The 17655-nt window shown below is 73.1% G+C and carries 16 protein-coding genes and 1 tRNA gene; 10 read left to right on the top strand and 7 right to left on the bottom strand.

What is annotated here, in order from left to right; all coding sequences use genetic code 11:
- Positions 1-65: 65 nt before the first annotated feature.
- The 5 genes from IH48_RS0106030 to IH48_RS0106050 all read left to right on the top strand — a co-directional run bounded on the left by IH48_RS0106030 (position 66) and on the right by IH48_RS0106050 (position 4197).
- Entirely contained in the window at positions 66-836 is a 771-nt protein-coding gene (locus IH48_RS0106030; RefSeq protein WP_030900084.1) for an enoyl-CoA hydratase/isomerase family protein, read from the top strand.
- A 305-nt stretch (positions 837-1141) separates the two neighbouring features.
- The gene (locus IH48_RS0106035) at positions 1142-1645 is read left to right on the top strand and encodes an ATP-binding protein (protein WP_107059253.1); all 504 of its coding nucleotides are present in this window, start codon (positions 1142-1144) and stop codon (positions 1643-1645) included.
- 105 nt (positions 1646-1750) lie between these two features.
- Positions 1751-1966 (top strand): EF-hand domain-containing protein, encoded by a 216-nt coding sequence (locus IH48_RS0106040; protein ID WP_030900089.1) that lies wholly within the window; start codon positions 1751-1753, stop codon positions 1964-1966.
- A gap of 107 nt (positions 1967-2073) precedes the next feature.
- Positions 2074-3051, top strand: a complete 978-nt coding sequence (locus IH48_RS0106045) for a CopD family protein (RefSeq protein WP_234434144.1) — start codon at positions 2074-2076, stop codon at positions 3049-3051.
- Between the two features lie 144 nt (positions 3052-3195).
- Positions 3196-4197 (top strand): L,D-transpeptidase, encoded by a 1002-nt coding sequence (locus IH48_RS0106050; protein WP_030900094.1) that lies wholly within the window; start codon positions 3196-3198, stop codon positions 4195-4197.
- 67 nt (positions 4198-4264) lie between these two features.
- Here the strand turns inward: IH48_RS0106050 and IH48_RS0106055 are convergent, their stop codons facing one another.
- Together IH48_RS0106055 and IH48_RS0106060 are read right to left on the bottom strand one after the other, a co-directional pair.
- Positions 4265-4951 carry a DedA family protein gene (locus tag IH48_RS0106055; RefSeq protein WP_051839247.1) on the bottom strand — a complete coding sequence of 229 codons (687 nt, stop codon included), beginning with the start codon at positions 4949-4951 and terminating at the stop codon, positions 4265-4267.
- A gap of 117 nt (positions 4952-5068) precedes the next feature.
- Entirely contained in the window at positions 5069-6541 is a 1473-nt protein-coding gene (locus tag IH48_RS0106060; RefSeq protein ID WP_030900097.1) for a hypothetical protein, read from the bottom strand.
- A 223-nt stretch (positions 6542-6764) separates the two neighbouring features.
- Here IH48_RS0106060 and IH48_RS0106065 point away from each other — a divergent pair, with 223 nt between their 5' ends.
- On the top strand, positions 6765-7124 hold the full coding sequence (locus IH48_RS0106065; RefSeq protein WP_030900099.1) for an STAS domain-containing protein: 360 nt from the start codon (positions 6765-6767) through the stop codon (positions 7122-7124).
- Here the strand turns inward: IH48_RS0106065 and IH48_RS0106070 are convergent.
- Positions 7106-8428, bottom strand: a complete 1323-nt coding sequence (locus tag IH48_RS0106070; protein WP_037841065.1) for a PP2C family protein-serine/threonine phosphatase — start codon at positions 8426-8428, stop codon at positions 7106-7108. The two genes, IH48_RS0106065 and IH48_RS0106070, sit on opposite strands and share 19 nt — an antisense overlap.
- Before the next feature lie 24 nt (positions 8429-8452).
- A complete protein-coding gene (locus IH48_RS36155) occupies positions 8453-8605 on the bottom strand; it encodes a hypothetical protein (RefSeq protein WP_158710253.1) in 153 nt (50 codons plus the stop codon).
- Between the two features lie 67 nt (positions 8606-8672).
- On the opposite strand from IH48_RS36155, the gene IH48_RS34285 reads away from it, so the two are divergent.
- The gene (locus IH48_RS34285) at positions 8673-8894 is read left to right on the top strand and encodes a hypothetical protein (RefSeq protein ID WP_158710254.1); all 222 of its coding nucleotides are present in this window, start codon (positions 8673-8675) and stop codon (positions 8892-8894) included.
- A 293-nt stretch (positions 8895-9187) separates the two neighbouring features.
- On the opposite strand, the gene IH48_RS0106080 is transcribed toward IH48_RS34285, so the two are convergent.
- Positions 9188-9652 carry a hypothetical protein gene (locus IH48_RS0106080; protein WP_030900106.1) on the bottom strand — a complete coding sequence of 155 codons (465 nt, stop codon included), beginning with the start codon at positions 9650-9652 and terminating at the stop codon, positions 9188-9190.
- Positions 9653-9900: 248 nt separating this feature from the next.
- Here IH48_RS0106080 and selA point away from each other — a divergent pair, with 248 nt between their 5' ends.
- Positions 9901-11256, top strand: a complete 1356-nt coding sequence (gene selA, locus IH48_RS0106085) for an L-seryl-tRNA(Sec) selenium transferase (protein ID WP_030900107.1) — start codon at positions 9901-9903, stop codon at positions 11254-11256.
- A 5-nt stretch (positions 11257-11261) separates the two neighbouring features.
- Positions 11262-13073, top strand: coding sequence for a selenocysteine-specific translation elongation factor (gene selB, locus IH48_RS0106090; RefSeq protein ID WP_030900110.1), 1812 nt, complete (start codon positions 11262-11264; stop codon positions 13071-13073).
- A gap of 50 nt (positions 13074-13123) precedes the next feature.
- On the opposite strand, the gene IH48_RS36160 is transcribed toward selB, so the two are convergent.
- Positions 13124-13217, bottom strand: a tRNA-Sec gene (locus tag IH48_RS36160).
- A 124-nt stretch (positions 13218-13341) separates the two neighbouring features.
- Here IH48_RS36160 and selD point away from each other — a divergent pair.
- Positions 13342-14394 (top strand): selenide, water dikinase SelD, encoded by a 1053-nt coding sequence (selD, locus tag IH48_RS0106095; RefSeq protein WP_037841066.1) that lies wholly within the window; start codon positions 13342-13344, stop codon positions 14392-14394.
- Between the two features lie 5 nt (positions 14395-14399).
- Here selD and fdh read toward each other — a convergent pair whose 3' ends face one another.
- Entirely contained in the window at positions 14400-17654 is a 3255-nt protein-coding gene (gene fdh / locus IH48_RS0106100; RefSeq protein ID WP_158710255.1) for a formate dehydrogenase, read from the bottom strand.
- Position 17655 lies beyond the last annotated feature (1 nt).

Below are 17655 nucleotides of genomic sequence, written 5' to 3' on the forward strand. Positions count from 1 at the left end.
GGCCCGGCGCGCTGTGAACCGGCGCACCGGGCCCGGTGTCGTTAGCGGGCGTTAACCTGCCTCGTATGGCAACCGTATCCCTCGAAGTGTCAGGCGGCGTCGGTACGATCCGGCTCGACCGCCCCCCGATGAACGCGCTCGACGTCTCCATGCAGGACCTGCTCCGCGACCTCGCGCAGGAGGCCGGCGACCGCGACGACGTGCGCGCGGTCATCCTGTACGGCGGCGGCAAGTCCTTCGCGGCGGGCGCCGACATCAAGGAGATGCGCGACATGGACCATGCGGCCATGGTCGTGCGTTCCCGCGCGCTCCAGGAGGCGTTCACCGCCGTGGCGCGCATCCCCAAGCCCGTCGTCGCCGCCGTCACGGGCTATGCGCTCGGCGGCGGCTGCGAGTTGACGCTCTGCGCCGACTACCGCATCGCCGCGGACGACGCCAAGCTCGGCCAGCCGGAGATCCTGCTCGGGCTCATCCCCGGCGCGGGCGGCACCCAGCGCCTCGCGCGCCTCGTCGGCCCGTCCAGGGCGAAGGACCTGATCTTCACGGGGCGCTCGGTCAAGGCCGACGAGGCGCTCGCGATCGGGCTCGTCGACCGGGTGGTCCCCGCGGCCGACGTCTACACCGAGGCGCAGAAGTGGGCCGAGCGGCTGGCGAAGGGGCCGGCGCTCGCGCTCCGCGCGGCGAAGGAGGCGGTGGACGCGGGCCTCGAAACGGATATCGAGTCCGGGCTCGCGATCGAACGCACCTGGTTCGCCGGACTGTTCGCGACGGAGGACAGAGAGCGCGGCATGCGCTCGTTCGTCGAGGAAGGGCCCGGCAAGGCGCAGTTCCGCTGATGGCCGTCTGACAGCCGTCTGACAGCCATCTGACGGCCGTTTTCCGGCATCGTTCCCCGAGGCCCCGTTCCGGCTCGCACCACCTGCCGGGCGGGGCCTCGCCGTCTTAAACGGAACTTAAGGCGATCATCTGATCGGGTGGTTCCATTGCATAAATCGGCTACTAAGCCCAGGTCAGCCGGGATGTCATGACTGACAGCCTGCCTTTGGCATATGCCGATGCAATTGCACGGAATCCCGCGTTCCGGGGGTGGATTCCCGCGGAACGCCCCCACGGCGCCCCGCGGACGGCCATGATGGAGGGCATGGCGAGTCTGGAGAAAGTGGAGCGGCCACGACGACTCGGCGGCGCGGTCGCCGTGCGGCCGGCGCCGGCCGTCGAGGACGAACACGCGCTCAAGGCGCTCGAACTGTTCGGCAATCCGGCGGAGGACGAGGTGTGCCTGTCATCCCTGCCCGAGTCCGCGGCCGTCGCCCGCCGCATCACCCACGCGGTCGTGCGGCGCCACTGGTCGCTGTCCCCGCAGTTGGCCGAGCACGCCGTGCTGCTCGTCTCCGAACTCGTCGGCAACGCCGTGCAGCACGCGGGCGCCCGGGTCTTCGGCCTGCGGATGCTGCGCCGCAGAGGCTGGATCAGGATCGAGGTGCGCGATCCCTCACGCGGCCTGCCCTGCCTGATGCCCGTGCAGCCGATGGACGCGGGCGGCCGCGGCCTGTTCCTCGTCGACAAGCTGGCCGACCGCTGGGGTGTGGACCTGCTGCCCCGCGGCAAGAGCACCTGGTTCGAGATGCGTCTCCAGGACCGCTGAACGCGCGGACGCACCCCCGAATGCGCGGACCCGCCCCGCCGAACGGGTGAGTCCGGGCCGATAATCTGGGCGCGTCAACGACCCGACCAGAATGGGGCTGAAGCAGTGGCGGACATCGACGAGACGCGCAAGGCGTTCGACAGGTTCGACGCGAACGGCGACGGATTCATCACCGCGGCGGAGTACAAGAGCCTCATGGCGCAGCTCGGCGACCACCACGTCACCGAGTCCATCGCCCAGACGGTCATCAACGCCCACGACGCCAACGGCGACGGGCTGCTCAGTTTCGAGGAGTTCGTCGCCTCCCGCAAGGACGCCTGACCTCCCCGGCATCCGGCGCGGCGCCGGCGCGCCACCGCGCCGGATGCCGGTCCGCCGGATGGCGCGCTCGCGCTGCGCCGCGCTCCGTGCGCGGAGATGATCGGCCGGTGAGCCTTCCGGGACCCTCAGCAGACGCGGCCCTGCCCGACGAGCGCCGGGGCGCCACCCGTACCGCGTGGCTCGCCGCACCCGCCGTCGTGGCGGCGGCGCTCATCGCCCTGCTCGGCGTCGCGGCCGCCACCCACGGCACGGGCGAACTGCCCGTCCACGCGGCCGGCACGACGACGCTGCTGCGTGCGATCGTCTTCGCCGCACTCGCCGTCCACCTCGGCGAACTCGCCGGCGCGCGCTTCGCCCGCGCCCCGTCACACGCGGACCGGCCGCGCCCGGCGCCGCGCCCCCTGTCCGCCGTCGCCTCGCTCGTGGGCGCCGGCGCCTGTGCGGGCCAACTCCTGCTGCTGTGCGGCGTCAGCGGCCTGAACGCGGCCTCCGCGTACAGCACCGTCCAGGGGCGGCTCCTGCTCGTCATGGCCAACGGCTTCCTGCTCGCCGCCGGATGCGCCGCAATCGGCCGACCCGGCTGGGCGCTCGCCCCGCTCGCCGCCGTCCTCGGCGCCGAGGCCCTGCGCGCCCACCCCGAGCAGTCGACGCCCCTCATCGGCGCGGCCCTCACCGTCGTGCACCTCACCGCGGCCTCCCTGTGGGCGGGCGGCCTGCTCCACGTCCTGCGCGTCCTTTTCACCGCCCGCGGCGACCGCCCGTACGCGAAGGCCGTCCTGTCCCGCTACGCCCGGCGTGCCGGCTGGCTGCCGGCCGCGCTTGCCGCGACAGGCACCGCGTCCGCGCTGCGCAAGCTGCCCTTCGAGGTGGCACTCACCAGCGCGTACGGGAGAGTCCTGCTCGTCAAACTGGCGCTCGTGGGCGCCGCGAGCGCCCTCGCGCTCGGCGCGCGCCGCAGGCTGCGGCGCACCGGCAGGGCCGGCCGTGAGGCGTATCTGGAGGTCACCGTCCTCGCCGTCGTCGTCCTCGTCTCCGCAGTCCTGACCGTCGTCCCCAACCCCGGATGGCACGCGCTCGCGCGCTGATAGCACAACAGTCGCGTATGTCACACCCCTCGCGCCCGTCTTTGTCGTCGCTTTGCCCGCAGGCGGGAACTGCCGCGCGGTCAACCACGTCCAATCTGATGTCGGACTTGTGACAACACACGTGGTGTGAGCGGGAGCTGAGGTATGGGCGTGGGCATAGGCCGCCGCAGGAGCAGCATCGGAATGGCGCTGCTGACCGGTGCCGTACTGGTCGGGGTGAGCGCGTGCGGAGGCAACGCGGACGCGAAGACCTCGGCCTCCGACAACAAGGCGGGGTCCGCGAGCACCGCGAAGGCGACGCCCGACGCGAAGCCGAGCCCGTCGAAGCCGGCGGCGCCGCCGATGCTGCTCGACACGATCGTCCCGCGCGGCGGCACGGTGGGCGTGGCGCAGCCGATCTCGGTCGTCTTCAGCAACCCCGTCGCGAAGTCGGCGCGGGCCGACGTGGAGAAGCACCTCAAGATCACCACGTCCACGGCGGTCACCGGGGCGTGGCACTGGTTCAGCGACACGCGCGTCGACTTCAGGCCCGAGAACTACTGGCCGAGCGGCACGAAGGTCAGCCTCGACGCCGACATGACGGGCGTGAAGAACGGCAACGGCCGCGTGGGCGTCCACGGCTACCAGCACTCCTTCACGATCGGCGACGACGTGGAGGCCAAGGTGTCGGTCAAGGGCCACACGATGACCGTCACGAAGAACGGCGCGAAGGTCCGTACGCTGGCGATCGACGCGGGCAACCCGAAGTTCCCGACGTGGGACGGCACCATGGCCGTGATCGACAAGGCCAAGAAGGTCCACATGACGTCGTGCAGCGTCGGCATCAGCTGCACGAAGGGGTCGCCGAACTACTACGACATCACGCTGCCGTGGGATGTGCACCTCACGACGTCGGGCACGTACATCCACTACTCGACCGGCGACCCGTACCCCGGCCACGGCTACGGTTCGCACGGCTGCGTCCACCTGTCGATGGCCGACGCGAAGTGGTTCTACAACTACGTCAAGGCCGGCGACCCGGTCACCGTCACGGGCTCGCCGCGCGGCAAGGCCAAGGGCGACAACGGCTACGCCGACTACAACCTGTCGTGGTCGGACTGGCTGGGCGAGAGCGGCGCGGGGCAGATCACGACGACCGTCGGCTGACCGCCGGTCACCTCAGCCCCGGGCGCGGCGTCGCGTCGCGCCCGGGGCGGAGCGGACGGGGGCCCGTTCAGCCGTCGGTCCCCGTGTCCTTCTGCCCCGTGTCCTCCTGTTGTCCCGTGTCCTCCTGGTGCGCGCGCCCGCGGCGGCGCAGGTGGCGGAAGACCATGAAGGCGATCACGGCGACGACCACCCCCGCGAGCACCAGCTCGTAGCGCTGGATCTGCGGGTAGAGCGTGTCCAGGTGCCGGCCGGCGAAGTAGCCCACCGTGGACCACGCGCCCACCCACAGCGCCGCACCGAGCACGTTGAACGCCAGGAACCGCGGCCAGGGCATCAGCGTCATGCCGGCGATGATCCCGTTGGCCTGGCGCAGGCCGTCCACGAAGCGCGCGATGGTGACGATCTTGCCGCCGTGCCGCTTGAAGAAGTCCTCGGCCTTGCGCACCCGCGCCGGCGTCAGCAGCACGTACGTCCCGTAGCGGTCGACGAGCCGGTGCCCGCCGAAGCGCCCGATCGCGTAGCCGACGTTGTCCCCGAGCACCGCGGCGAGGACCGCGACCACGATCACGAGCGCCCAGCTCAGACGGCCCGCGCCCGCGTACACCGAGGCCGCGATGAGGATCGTCTCGCCGGGCACGGGGATCCCGAAGTCCTCGACGAACAGCAGCCCGCCGACGGCCAGGTAGCCCCAGTGGTCGAGGAGGGGCGCGATGTCGCCGAGCACACCGGGCAGCGGCGGGGGCGCGTCGGTCATCGGCACGAGGCGTCCTCCTTCGTACACCGCGCTACGTACCCGACCTCACCGTAACGCCTCGGACCGCGCGAACGCGGTCCGAAGCGGCGGTGGGCACGGCGGAGCGTGCGGAGGGCCTCAGCCGACCGTGAGCGACGTGTCGTCCACGACGAAGGACGTCTGCAGCTTCGACCCCTCCGTGGCGGTGAACCGCAGCGTGACGTCCTGCCCCGCGTACGCGCTCAGGTCGGCGGTGTGCTGCTGGTACCCGCTCATCGCGTCCGTGTTGGACCAGCTGCCCACCGTGGCGAGCACAGCACCGGACGAGCCGAGCACCTGCACCTTCATGGTGTCGTAGGGGGTGGTGCCGGTCTCCGCCGTGTCGATGTGCAGCCAGTAGCCGAGCGTCGCCGTGCAGCCGGCGGGGAGCGACACCGTCTGGGACAGCGTGTTGGTGGTCGCCCGCCCGTACCCGTCGAGCCAGGCCATGGCGGAGCCGGAGCGCGGCGCCTCGGCCGGATCGGACGAGATCACCTTGTCGGAGGCGGACCAGCCGGTGCTGCCCGACTCGAAGCCCGGGTTGGCCAGGAGCTGGCCGGCGTCGCACCCCTGCCCGCCGCCGGGAGGCGGATTCGTGCCGCCCGAGGAACCGTCGCCCGAGAGCCAGGCGGTGGCGTTGAGGGCGAGCGCCGCGTTGGTGCCGCCCGTGTCGTTCCAGCCGTCGTAGAGGTTGTCGCCCGGGTGGCCCGTGCCGTCGTCGATCGGCGAGCTGTCGCCCCAGACAGCCACACGGCCGCTGCCGAACGTGCTGGTCACGAAGAAGGCGCCGGTGGTGCCCGAGGTGTCGGCGCCCGCCTTCCACACCAGGCCCTTGACGTCCGGGTTGTCGCCCGGCTTCAGCGTGAACGTCGTGCCGTCGGCGATGGTGGAGCCCGTGACCTTGCCGAAGGGGCCGTTCAGCACCGGGTCCGAGCTGTCGCTGATGGCGCGCGGGGTGCCGGAGCCGATGTCCACGGAGTCCACGGAGAAGCCGAACGGGTCGGTGTCGTCGACGCCGTTGTCCGTCATCAGGTCGTTGATGACCTTGGGCGAGTCGTACCCGTCGTTGTTGCGGTCGCTGCCCGTGTGGTCGGAGATCAGGAAGAGGCCGCCGCCGTTCTGCACGAACTTCATGATCGCGGACTTCTCCGCGCTGGTGAGGCGGATGTTCGGCTCCGGCAGCACGAACGTGTCGAAGTTCTTCAGGTCGAGCGCGCCAGAGCCGCCGTAGGTGATGGTCGAGCCGGACGGGAGGGTGTCGAGCGTGTAGCCGCCCGCGCGCTGGAGCGCGACCCCCCAGGACGACAGGGCGCCCGTCCAGTCCGTCTCCCGGGACGGCGACGCGTTCTCGCCGAGCGGGTCCGGCTGGCTGGTGCTGATGACCCAGTCGGCGTTGCCCGCCGTCTCGGCCTCGGTGTTGTCGAAGAGCACGCGGTGCGTGGCGGCCGCGGCGGGGGCGGGGGCGGCCGGAGCCGTGGCGGCCTGGGCGGTGGTGAGCGAACCCGCGGCGAGCAGGCCGAGCGACGTCGCCGCCGCGGCCATCAGCAGGCGGGACCTGCGCGATCGGAGCATCCGTCAACCTCCGTGTGGGGCGGGGGAATGAGCTCTGCGGGGATACTCTGCGCGCGTAGACCCGGAAACGGAAGACCGCACACACGACCACTGGGTGAACGTCCGGTCCCGGCCCCGCCCCGTCGCACCGGGTCGGGCGGGCACAAAGGAGGCCCGCGGCGTGCTGGACGGCGCGCTTGTGGGTACGCCGTACCCACGTCGGGCCCGAGCCGAGGAGTGCGTGATGACTGAGGAACTGCGGGTGGAGATCGTCGAGGAGCACGGCCGCCTCGCGGTGGCGGCGGTGGCCGGGGAACTCGACATCGCCACCGCCGGTGACCTGCACACACGCGTCAGCGCGGCGCTGGCCGCCCACCAGGACCTGATCCTCGACCTGGCGGAGGTGGGGTTCTGTGACTCCTCCGGCTTCAACGCGCTGCTGCGCGTGCGGCGGCGCGTGGGGGAGACGGGCGGGCGGCTGGCGCTCGCCGCGCCGCCGGTGCAGGTGGAACGCCTGCTCGCGCTCAGCGGCGGTGGCCACGAGCTGTTCGCCGTGCACGCGAGCCGAGCCGAGGCGCTCGCCGCCTACGATGCCGGCTCCTGAGCGGCAGGCAGGCGCAGGGCCAGCAGCGCGATGTCGTCGTGGGAGTCGGCGGCCAGGCCCGTGAGCAGCTCGTCGCAGAGCACGTCCAGGTCGTGGTGGACGAGCGCGGCGGCGTGCTGGCGCAGCCGGGTCAGGCTCTGGTCCAGGGATTCGCCCCGGCGCTCGATCAGCCCGTCCGTGTACAGGAGCAGGGTGCCGCCAGGGGGCAGCGGCGTGTTGGCGCTCTGCCGCTCGACGTGCGGGTCGACGCCGAGGAGCATGCCGTGGGCGTCCTCCAGGTAGGAGGTGTCGCCGTCGGGCGTGATCAGGAGCGGCGGCGGGTGCCCCGCGCGCGCCCAGTCCAGCTCGTACGGGCCGCCCACCGGTCCCTTGAGCAGCCCGTAGACGCACGTCGCCGTCTGGTTCGGGTAGAGGGCGCTGGCGGCGGTGTCCAGGCGGGCGAGGATCTTGCCCGGCGGCTCCTGCCGGTCGCACGCGATGCCGCGCAGCATGTTCCGCAGCTGGCTCATCGTCACGGCCGCCCGCAGGTCGTGGCCCGTCACGTCGCCGATGATCAGCGTGGTGTCCCCCTGCGGGAGGACGAAGCTGTCGTACCAGTCCCCGCCGACCTGCGCGGTGGCTGCGGCCGGTGCGTAGCGCGCCGCGATCCCGAGGCCGCCCACGACCGGCAGCACGGGCGGCAGCAGCGAGCGCTGCATGCGCGCGGCGATCGCCTGCGTCTCGGTGTGCAGCCGCGCGTTGTCCACGGCCAGAGCGATCCGGTGGGTCAGGTCGTCCACCAGCGCCAGGTCGCTCTCGGTGAGCGGTGGACGACCCGCGTCGCGGACCACGGTCAGCGCCCCGAGCACCCGTCGGCGGGCCCGCAGCGGCGCCACGATCAGCGTCTCGCCGCCCAGCCGTTCGAACAGGTCGATGTCGATCGCGTGCAGAGCGTCGGGAACCGTCTCGGGCGCGGGCATCCGATCGGCGGAAAGCAGCAGCGGGCCCGCGCCGCGCAGCACCCGCGACAGCGGCCCGGACGCGGTGCCTGCCGCCACCGGCAGCGCGCCCGTCAGGCCGGTCAGCACGGCGGCGGGGTCGTGGTGCGCCACGCAGACGCGGTCCAGCCGGCCCTCCTCGTCCATCAGGTCGGCGACACACCAGTCGGCCAGCGCCGGGACCAGCACCCGGCACAGGCGGCGCAGCCCCTCGACCGCGTCGAGGGTGCTGGAGAGCACCGCCGCCGCCTGGTTGAGCAGCGTCAGCCGGTCGAGCGCGGCCTGGAGGGCCGCGTCAACGTCGTATTCGTCTTCTCCGTCTTCCATGACCGCCTCGCTTTCCCTGCCGGGTCAGACGTCGAGGGCGCCGGTCTCGCAGACCTGCCGGGCCAGGTCGCGCATCTTGGCGTAGCGCTCCATGATGATGCCCATCGCCGCGCCGATGGTGTGGCGGCCGGCCGTCTCGCTCTCTTCGGTGAAGGCAGCCGGCTTGCGCGAGTACATGTTCAGCGCGCCGAAGGCACGCTCCTGCGCGCAGGGGGGGAAGCCCCGTCATGCTGCCGATGCCCGGTTGCCGCGCGTCGGGGACGTAGCGGGGCCGCCGTGGCTGGTGGTCGTCGAGGTCGCAGATGCGGAGGACGCGCTCGTCCCCCATGTGCCGGACCGCGTCGAAACACGGGCCCTCGCCGTCGGCCTCCTGGAGTTCGTCCGACTGGACGACCGCCGCGTCGGTGGGCGCGAGCGTCTCGACGTGCTGCCCGTGGACCACCAGGATGCCGGCCGTGTCACGTAGTTCTGCCAGTCCATGACGTTCCTTCCGTCGCGGCGGCGCCGTACGGCGACACTGTGCGGCGTAGGCCGTGCGGGTGCCGTGTGCCCGCCGCTGCCCGGCCGCCGACCCGGACCCGCCGAGCCGGCGCCCGTCACCGTCGAGACCGGGCCCGCCAGGGACGTGGCGGCGACATCTTCGAGCGCCACCGCCCCCGCGTCCCGCGAAGGCCGCGCCGGTCGCCGCCCCGAAAACGAGAGGCGGCACGAGCCCAGCGGCAAAGCCGGCCCGGGATGCCGTGCCACGGGCCGCCCGGGTCACGCGGCGCGCGCCGACGAGGCGACAGCTCCGTAGGTGGCCAGGCCGTACAGGATGTGCGGTACGACGTCGGACGCCCAGTCCCGTCCCGACCAGGTGCGCGGGTCGGTGATGCCGAGACGCGTCATCGGCAGGTCGTCGGCCACCATGGCCAGCAGCCCGGTGATCACGCCCCCGAGCACGAGGGGTGGCCGGAGCCCGGCCCGGTGGAGCAGCGACACGGCGACGCCGGTCCCCGTGCCGATGGCGATCCCCGAAAGGGCGCCGAGGCCCGTGAGCCGGTTGTCCCGGCCGTCCGTGTCCGGCAGGGGGTGCCCCGCACGTTCGGTGATCCTCTCCACCGTGTCCTCGGGGGTGGAGCTCGCCGGCCTTCCGCGCACGGCCATGTCGGCGTAGGTCACGGCGTTCAGCACGGTCGTGCCCGCGGCCCCCGCGACGCAGCCACGCAGGATGGATCCGATCATGCGCCGCCGGGTTCCCATGTCCCGGCGACCGAAACGGCCGCAGTCCGGCCGTGGCGGCGCCGGCGTGCGGGAGGGTTGGCGCCGCCGTCCCGGGGCAGTCGGTGCGCTGTCCGACGCGGCACCGCCCGCGGCGCCGACAGCGCGCCTAGTGTGTGGGGCGCGCAGGCGGCTTCCCGTCGGGGCGGACGTACACGGTCCCGCCCACTCGCACGGGTACGCGGAGCCGGTGGAGTCAGGGAGGGCATGTCATGGAGCACCGTGCATCCGCGGTCGCCACGGATCCGCGGCGCCTGGTGGCACGCACCGACGCGGTACTCGCCGATCCACGGCTGGCCGGCGCCGCCCTGCGGCTCGGGCGGGACCTGGTGAAGTCCGTCGTCGCCGACGCCCAGCAGCGGGTGCGCAGCGGGGAGATCGCGCCAGGCGCGCTGGCCGACGCGGCCGTCGCCGCCCTGCCGGACACGGCCGCGCGGCTGCGTCCGGTCGTCAACGCCACCGGCGTGCTGCTGCACACCAACCTGGGACGCGCCCCCCTGTCCGGCGCCGCCATGGCGGCGCTGGCGGCTGCCTCGGGCACCACCGACGTCGAACTCGACCTGGCCACCGGGCAGCGGTCGGGGCGAGGCCGCTCGGCGCTCGCCGCCCTCACGGCGGCGGTACCGGCAGCGGAGGCGGCGCACGTGGTGAACAACGGGGCCGCGGCGCTCGTGCTGGCCGCGACCTCTCTCGCCGCGGGCAAGGAGATCATCGTCAGCCGGGGGGAGATGGTCGAGATCGGCGACGGCTTCCGCATCCCCGACCTGCTGGTGTCCACGGGCGCCCGGCTTCGCGAGGTGGGCACCACCAACCGCACCACGCGCGCCGACTACGCGGCGGCCGTGGGTCCCGAGACCGGCTTCATCCTCAAGGTGCACCCGTCCAACTTCCGCATCACCGGCTTCACCAGGGGCGCCGACGTCGGCGAGCTTCGCGGGCTCGGAGTGCCCGTCGTCGCCGACATCGGATCCGGGCTGCTGCGGGCGGAACCGCTGCTGCCGGACGAACCGCACGCACAAGGCCGGCTGGAAGCGGGCGCCGACGTGGTCACCGCCAGTGGCGACAAGCTGCTCGGCGGACCCCAGTGCGGCCTCGTACTCGGCCGCACCGACCTGGTGCGTACGCTCGCCCGCCACCCGCTGGCCCGTGCGCTGCGCGTCGACAAGCTGACGTTCGCCGCGCTCGAAGCCACCCTGCGCGGCCCGCACACCCCCACCCATCAGGCCCTGCACGCCGCCCCAGGCACCCTGCGGGAGCGTGCCGGACGACTGGCGGACGGGCTGAAGGCGGAGGGGATCGACGCGCGTGCGGTCGACTGCGAGGCCGCGGTCGGCGGTGGCGGCGCGCCGGGGGTCACCCTGCCGAGCGCGGCGGTGTCACTGCCGGAACCGTATGCGGCGGCGCTGCGCGGCGGCCGGTACGCCGTGCTGGGACGCGTGGAGAGCGGCCGGTGCCTGCTGGACCTGCGCACCGTCCCTCCGGAGGCCGACACGGCCCTGGCGGACGCCGTGAGGGCAGCCGGCACGGCCCTCACGTCCGCCGCGACCACCGGCACGCGGGCGCGGTGAACCCCATGTACGTCATCGCCACCGCCGGCCATGTGGACCACGGCAAGTCGGCGCTGGTGCGCGCGCTCACCGGGATGGAGCCCGACCGCTGGGCGGAGGAGCGCAGGCGGGGCATGACGATCGACCTGGGCTTCGCCTGGACGCGGTCGGCGGACGGCGACCGCATCGCCTTCGTCGACGTGCCCGGCCACGAGCGTCTTGTCGGCAACATGCTGGCCGGGGTCGGCCCCGTACCGGCGGTGCTGCTGGTCGTCGCGGCCGACCAGGGGTGGCAGCCCCAGTCGGAGGAGCACCTGTCGGTCCTGCACGCGCTGGGCGTGCGCCACGGCGTACTCGCCGTCTCGCGCAGCGACCTCGCGGACCCTGCGGCGGTGCGGGGCGACGCGCTGGCCCGCATCGCCGCCACCTCGCTCGGCGACGTCGAGGCGGTCCCGGTGAGCGCCGTTACGGGCCGAGGCATGGCGGAACTGCGGTCGGCGCTCGACCGGCTGACGGCATCGCTGCCCGCGCCCGACACCGAAGCCGACGTCCGCTTCTGGATCGACCGCGCCTTCACCGTCCGCGGCCGGGGCACCGTCGTCACCGGCACGCTCGGGGCCGGGACCCTGCGCGTCGGGGACCGCCTGAGCGTCGCGGGCGCAGGCGGCCACCAGGTACGGGTGCGCGGCATGCAATCGCTGAAGGAGGACAGGACCGAGGCGGGCGCCGTCGCCCGGGTCGCCGTCAACCTGCACGGGGACACCGGCGGCCTCGGCCGTGGCAGCGCCCTGCTCACCCCGGAGCGCTGGCTCACCACTGACGTGGCCGACGTGCGCCTGCACGGCGATCCGGAGGCCGAGCTGCCCCGCCGCCTCACGTTCCACTTCGGCTCGGCCGCCGTCGAGGCAGGCGTGCGCCCGATCGGCGACGACACGGCACGGCTTTCGCTCGCCGCCGAACTGCCGCTGCGGATCGGCGACCGGGGCCTGCTGCGCGACCCGGGGCTGCGGCGGGTCGCCGCCGGCATCACCGTCCTCGACGTGAGACCGCCCCGGTTCACGCGGCGCGGGGCGGCCAGGGCCAGAGCCACCGAGCTGGCCGCGATGACGGGAACGCCCGACCCCGCGGACGAGCTGCGCCGCCGGGGCCTGCTCCGGCGCGGCGAACTGGCCGCCATGGGCGCGCCGGTGACCGCACGAACGATGGCCGCCGAGCCGGTGGCCGGGGACTGGCTCGCCGACCCCGGGCACTGGGCGCGGCTGCGGCGGCGGCTCGCGGCGGCCGTACAGGACCACGCACGGCGAAACCCCCTCGAACCGGGGATGCCCGCGGAGGCCGCGAGGCGCGCACTCGGCCTGCCGGACCGGCTGCTCGTCGACGCGCTGGTCGCCGCCCGTGCTGAACCCGCCCTGCGGCGCCGCGGCGGACGCCTCCACATCGGCGCGGCACGCGCCGAGCTGCCCGAGGCCGTGCGGCGGGCCGTGGACGCCGTGCACGCCGAACTGGCCGAGCGGCCCTACCGGTCGCCCGAGGCCAAACGCCTCGCCGAACTGGGCCTGACGCAGAAGGCGATGGCCGCAGCGGCCGCCGCCGGCGTCCTGCTGAAGGTCGCCGACGGCATCGTGCTGCTGCCCGGCGCCGACGCGCGCGCGGCGCGCCTGCTCGCCGGGCTGGAACAGCCCTTCACGCTCAGTCAGGCGCGCATCGCCCTCGACACGACACGCAGGGTGGCCGTCCCGCTGCTCGAACACCTCGACAGGAAAGGGCACACCGTCCGCGTCGACGAGACCCGCAGGCGCTGCGCCGGGACGGGGGCCGACGGGCAGGAACCGCGGTGAGAGGGCGCGCGAAGGCCTTCCCTCCCGCTGGAACCGCCGCGGAAGCTTCAGCGGAGACGGACGGGAATCGAACCCGCCTGCCCGAGATCCTCGGACACCTCGGTTTTGAAGACCGGGAGGGCCACCAGGCACCCCTACGCCTCCCCGCCCCCGCCCGCCGAATCACCCGGCGGGTGCGGACCGGTCCATCAAACCGCAGCAGGACACCGATGTCGACGTACGCCCGGCGGTGTGTTCAGTCAGCCGCCCGCGACATGTGAGGAGCGCCATGGACACCGTCGAGCAGGCAGGGCAGGCAGCACCGGGGGCCGGGCCGGGGGCCGCGGCGGGCCCCGTCCGCCTGACGCAGTACGCGCACGGCGGCGGCTGCGCCTGCAAGATCCCGCCGGGCGAGCTTGAGGACATGGTCGCCGGACTCGTCGGCGCGCCCGCGACCGGGGCGGCCGCGGAACTCCTCGTCGGCCTCGAAAGCGGCGACGACGCCGCCGCCGTGCGGCTGCGTGGCGGCACCGCCGTCCTCGCCACCGCGGACTTCTTCACACCCGTCGTGGACGATCCCTACGACTGGGGCAGGATCGCCGCCGCCAACGCCTTCTCCGACGTCTACGCCATGGGCGGGCAGCCGGTGGTGACGGTGAACCTGCTCGCCTGGCCGCGCGACGTACTGCCGTTCGACCTGGCAAGGGAGTTGCTGCGCGGCGGGCTCGACATCGCCGCCGAGGCCGGCTGCCACGTGGGGGGCGGCCACAGCGTCGACGACCCCGAACCGAAGTACGGCATGGCCGTCACCGGCATCGCGGACCCCGGGCGGCTGCTGCGCAACGACCGCGGACGCCCGGGCCTGCCGCTCTCCTTGACCAAGCCGCTCGGCCTCGGCGTGCTGAACAACCGTCACAAGGCCACGGGCGAGGTCTTCCCCGAGGCGGTCGCCACCATGGTGGCGCTCAACGGGGACGCGTCGGCCGCCGCGCTGCGCACGGGCGCCGTGTGCGCCACGGACGTGACGGGGTTCGGGCTGCTGGGGCACGCCTACAAGCTGGCGCGCGCCTCGGGCGTCACAGCGGTGATCGACGCGTCGGCCGTGCCGTACCTCGACGGCGCGCGGGAAGCGGTGCGGGGCGGCTTCGTCAGCGGCGGCACCCGGCGCAACCTGGCCTGGGTCGCGCCGCACACCGACTTCGGGCAGGCGGACGAGGAGACGCGGCTGCTGCTCGCCGACGCGCAGACATCCGGCGGCCTGCTCGTGGCGGGCGAGGTGCCGGGGGCGCCCGTCATCGGCGAGCTGGTGCCCGCGTCGGGCGCCCCGCTGGTGATCCGCTGAGCAAGCTACTGCGTGCCCGTCTCCTCCGTGATCCCGGCCCGCCTGCGGTAGCCCCGGACGAACTCTGCCGCCGCCGCGCCCTGCGGCCGCCTGCCGGGGCGAATGTCGCAGGTCAGGGCCTTCGACTCCTGGATGTGTGTGTTGGGGTCGAGCGACATGTGCGTCAGCTCGTTGGCGGCGTCGCCCTTCGTGTAGCCGTTGGGCCCCCAGTGGTACGGCAGGCCCACCTGGTGCATGGTGCGGCCCTGCACCACGAGCGGCGCCATCCGGTCGGTGACCAGGACCCGCGCCTCCACGACACCCCGGGCGGTGACCACGGTCGCCCATCCCGCGTGCTCGAGCCCGCGCTCCGCGGCGAGCTCGGGGGAGACCTCGCAGAAGAACTCGGGCTGGAGCTCGGCCAGGTAGGGCTGCCAGCGTGACATGCCGCCCGCCGTGTGGTGCTCGGTGAGCCGGTACGTCGTCATCACGTACGGGAACACCTCGGAGCCCGGCTCGTTGGCGCTCGGCTGGTAGCGGTTGTCCGGGTGCGAGAGCAACTGGCGTGCCGGGTTGCGCTGCTGCCCGTACAGCAGGTTCGGGAACGGCGAGTCCTGCGGCTCGTAGTGCGCGGGCAGCGGCCCGTCGGTCAGGCCGGCCGGCACGTAGAGCCACGCCTTCCCGTCCGCCTGCATGACGAACGCGTCGGTGCCGGACAGTGCCGCGGGTCCCGTCGCCCCCTCGGGCGGCCGGTGGTCGGGCGCCTTGCCCGCGGAGAAGTCGGGCACGTCGTGCCCCACCCACTGCTCCTGCTCCGCGTCCCACCACACCAGGGCCTTGCGCTCGCTCCACGGCTTGCCGTCCGGGTCGGCGGACGCGCGGTTGTACAGGATGCGCCGGTTGGCCGGCCACGCCCAGCCCCACTCGTTCGCCACCCAGTTCTGCTCGTTGCCCGGCCTGCGCCGGGACGCCTGGTTGACGCCGTCCGCGTACACCCCGCAGTAGATCCAGCAGCCGCAGGCCGTCGAGCCGTCGCCCTCCAGCTGCTCGTACGACGACAGCGGGTTCCCCTCGGCGTCGTAGCCGTTGATCTCGGCCAGCACGGCCTCGGCCTCGGGCTCGTCGATCTCGCCCCTCGTCGGGTAGTCCCACGTCACGTCGAGCAGCGGGCGGTCCATCCCGTCGGTGGAACCCGCGAGCTTCTCTCTGATCAGGCGGCCGAGGTGGTACGTGAACCACAGGTCGCTGCGGGCGTCACCGGGCGGTTCGACGGCCTGGTGGTGCCACTGCAGCATGCGCTGGGTGTTGGTGAACGAGCCGTCCTTCTCGGTGTGGGCGGCGGCGGGCATGAAGAACACCTCGGTGGCGATGTCCTCCGTCCGCATCTCGCCCGTCCCGATCTCCGGCCCGTCCTTCCACCAGGTGGCGGATTCGATGAGCGAGAAGTCGCGCACCACCAGCCAGTCCAGGTTCGCCATGCCCAGACGCTGCATCTTGGCGTTGGACGAGCCGACCGCCGGGTTCTGCCCGACGAGGAAGTACCCCTTGCAGGTGCCCTCGATCTGCGCCATGACGGTCTCGTACGTGCTGTGCGAGCCCGTCAGCCGCGGCAGGTAGTCGAAGCAGAAGTCGTTGTCCTCCGTCGCCGCCGCGCCGTAGTAGGCCTTGAGCAGGCTCACCGCGTACGCCCGCATGTTGCCCCAGTAGCCCTTCTCCGCGGCCTCCGCCCGCACGAAGGCGTCCAGGTCCTGCTGCCGGTGGGCGTGCGGCATCGGGATGTAGCCGGGCAGCAGGTTGAACAGGGTGGGGATGTCGGTGGAGCCCTGGATGGAGGCGTGCCCGCGCAGGGCGAGGATGCCGCCGCCCGGCCGGCCGATGTTGCCCAGCAGGGACTGCAGGATGGCCGCCGTCCGGATGTACTGGACGCCGACCGTGTGCTGCGTCCAGCCCACCGCGTAGGCGAACGCCGTCGTGCGGTCGCGCCCGGAGTTGCTCGTCACCAGCTCGCACACCTGGCGGAACTGCTCCTCGGGCACGCCGCAGACCTGCCGCACCATCTCCGGCGTGTACCGCGCGAAGTGGCGCTTGAGCACCTGGAACACGCACCGGGGGTGGGTGAGCGTCTCGTCGCGCTCCGGCTCGCCCTCGCCGATCGGCGCACCGCCGGATCCGGTGGCCTCCCCGAGGCCCGCCTCGGCCACGGAGCTGCCCGACCTCGTGCGCCGCTCGTACTCCTGGTCCCGCTGGCCGGAGGCCGCCTGCACCTCCACGCCCTCGTAATGCCACGTGCCGTTGTCGTACGAGCCGCTGTCCGGGTCGAAACCGGAGAAGAGGCCGTCCAGGTCCTCCGTGTCCTTGAAGTCCTCGCCCAGGATCGTCGGCGCGTTGGTGTACGCGACGACGTAGTCGCGGAAGTACTTGTCCCGCTCCAGCACGTAGTTGATGATCGCGCCGAGGAACGCGATGTCACTTCCCGCGCGCAGCGGCACGTGCACGTCGGCCAGGGCGCTCGTACGCGTGAAGCGCGGGTCGACGTGGATGACCTTGGCGCCGCGCGCCTTGGCCTCCATCACCCACTGGAACCCGACCGGATGGCACTCCGCCATGTTCGAGCCCTGGATGACGATGCAGTCGGAGTTCTGCAGGTCCTGCTGGAAGGTGGTCGCGCCGCCGCGGCCGAACGAGGTCCCCAGACTGGGGACGGTGGAGGAGTGTCAAACACGCGCCTGGTTCTCGATCTGCACCGCGCCCATCGCCGTGAACAACTTCTTGATGAGGTAGTTCTCCTCGTTGTCCAGCGTGGCGCCGCCCAGGCTCGCGATGCCCAGCGTCCGCCGGGTGCGCACCCCGTCGGCCTCCCACTGCCAGCCCTCCCGCCGCGCCTTGACGACGCGGTCGGCGATCATCTCCATCGCCGTGTCCAGGTGCAGGCTCTCCCACTCGGTCCCGTACGGCCTGCGGTAGAGCACCCGGTGCTCGCGGGCGGAACCGGTCGTCAGCTGCAGGCTGGCCGAGCCCTTGGGGCACAGCCGGCCGCGTGAGACCGGCGAGTCGGGATCGCCCTCGATCTGCGTGACCTTGCCGCCTTGCACGTAGACGTTCTGGCCGCAGCCCACGGCGCAGTAGGGACAGATCGACTTGACGACCTTGTCGGCCGTCGCCACGCGGGGCTTCAGGGTGTCGCTGCGCCTGCTCTTGGCCGCCGCGCCGCGCCCCAGCGGGTCGTCGCCGCTCAGCTGCCGGTAAGTGGGCCACGAGTCGATCCAGGTGCGGATTCCCATG

It is taken from the genome of Streptomyces sp. NRRL F-5126 (assembly GCF_000721265.1).
Classification (GTDB): Bacteria; Actinomycetota; Actinomycetes; order Streptomycetales; family Streptomycetaceae; genus Streptomyces.

Bases quoted from the DNA above. Each gene is read 5' to 3' on its own strand.
- IH48_RS0106035 (WP_107059253.1), top strand. From the start codon at position 1,142: ATGGCGAGTCTGGAGAAAGTGGAGCGGCCACGACGACTCGGCGGCGCG.
- IH48_RS36155 (WP_158710253.1), bottom strand. From the start codon at position 8,605: ATGTACTCGCGCAAGCCGGCTGCCTTCACCGAAGAGAGCGAGACGGCC.
- IH48_RS0106055 (WP_051839247.1), bottom strand. From the start codon at position 4,951: ATGACCGACGCGCCCCCGCCGCTGCCCGGTGTGCTCGGCGACATCGCG.
- selB (WP_030900110.1), top strand. From the start codon at position 11,262: ATGTACGTCATCGCCACCGCCGGCCATGTGGACCACGGCAAGTCGGCG.
- IH48_RS0106080 (WP_030900106.1), bottom strand. From the start codon at position 9,652: ATGATCGGATCCATCCTGCGTGGCTGCGTCGCGGGGGCCGCGGGCACG.
- IH48_RS0106060 (WP_030900097.1), bottom strand. From the start codon at position 6,541: ATGCTCCGATCGCGCAGGTCCCGCCTGCTGATGGCCGCGGCGGCGACG.
- selA (WP_030900107.1), top strand. From the start codon at position 9,901: ATGGAGCACCGTGCATCCGCGGTCGCCACGGATCCGCGGCGCCTGGTG.
- IH48_RS0106065 (WP_030900099.1), top strand. From the start codon at position 6,765: ATGACTGAGGAACTGCGGGTGGAGATCGTCGAGGAGCACGGCCGCCTC.
- selD (WP_037841066.1), top strand. From the start codon at position 13,342: ATGGACACCGTCGAGCAGGCAGGGCAGGCAGCACCGGGGGCCGGGCCG.
- IH48_RS0106070 (WP_037841065.1), bottom strand. From the start codon at position 8,428: ATGGAAGACGGAGAAGACGAATACGACGTTGACGCGGCCCTCCAGGCC.
- IH48_RS0106030 (WP_030900084.1), top strand. From the start codon at position 66: ATGGCAACCGTATCCCTCGAAGTGTCAGGCGGCGTCGGTACGATCCGG.
- IH48_RS0106050 (WP_030900094.1), top strand. From the start codon at position 3,196: ATGGGCGTGGGCATAGGCCGCCGCAGGAGCAGCATCGGAATGGCGCTG.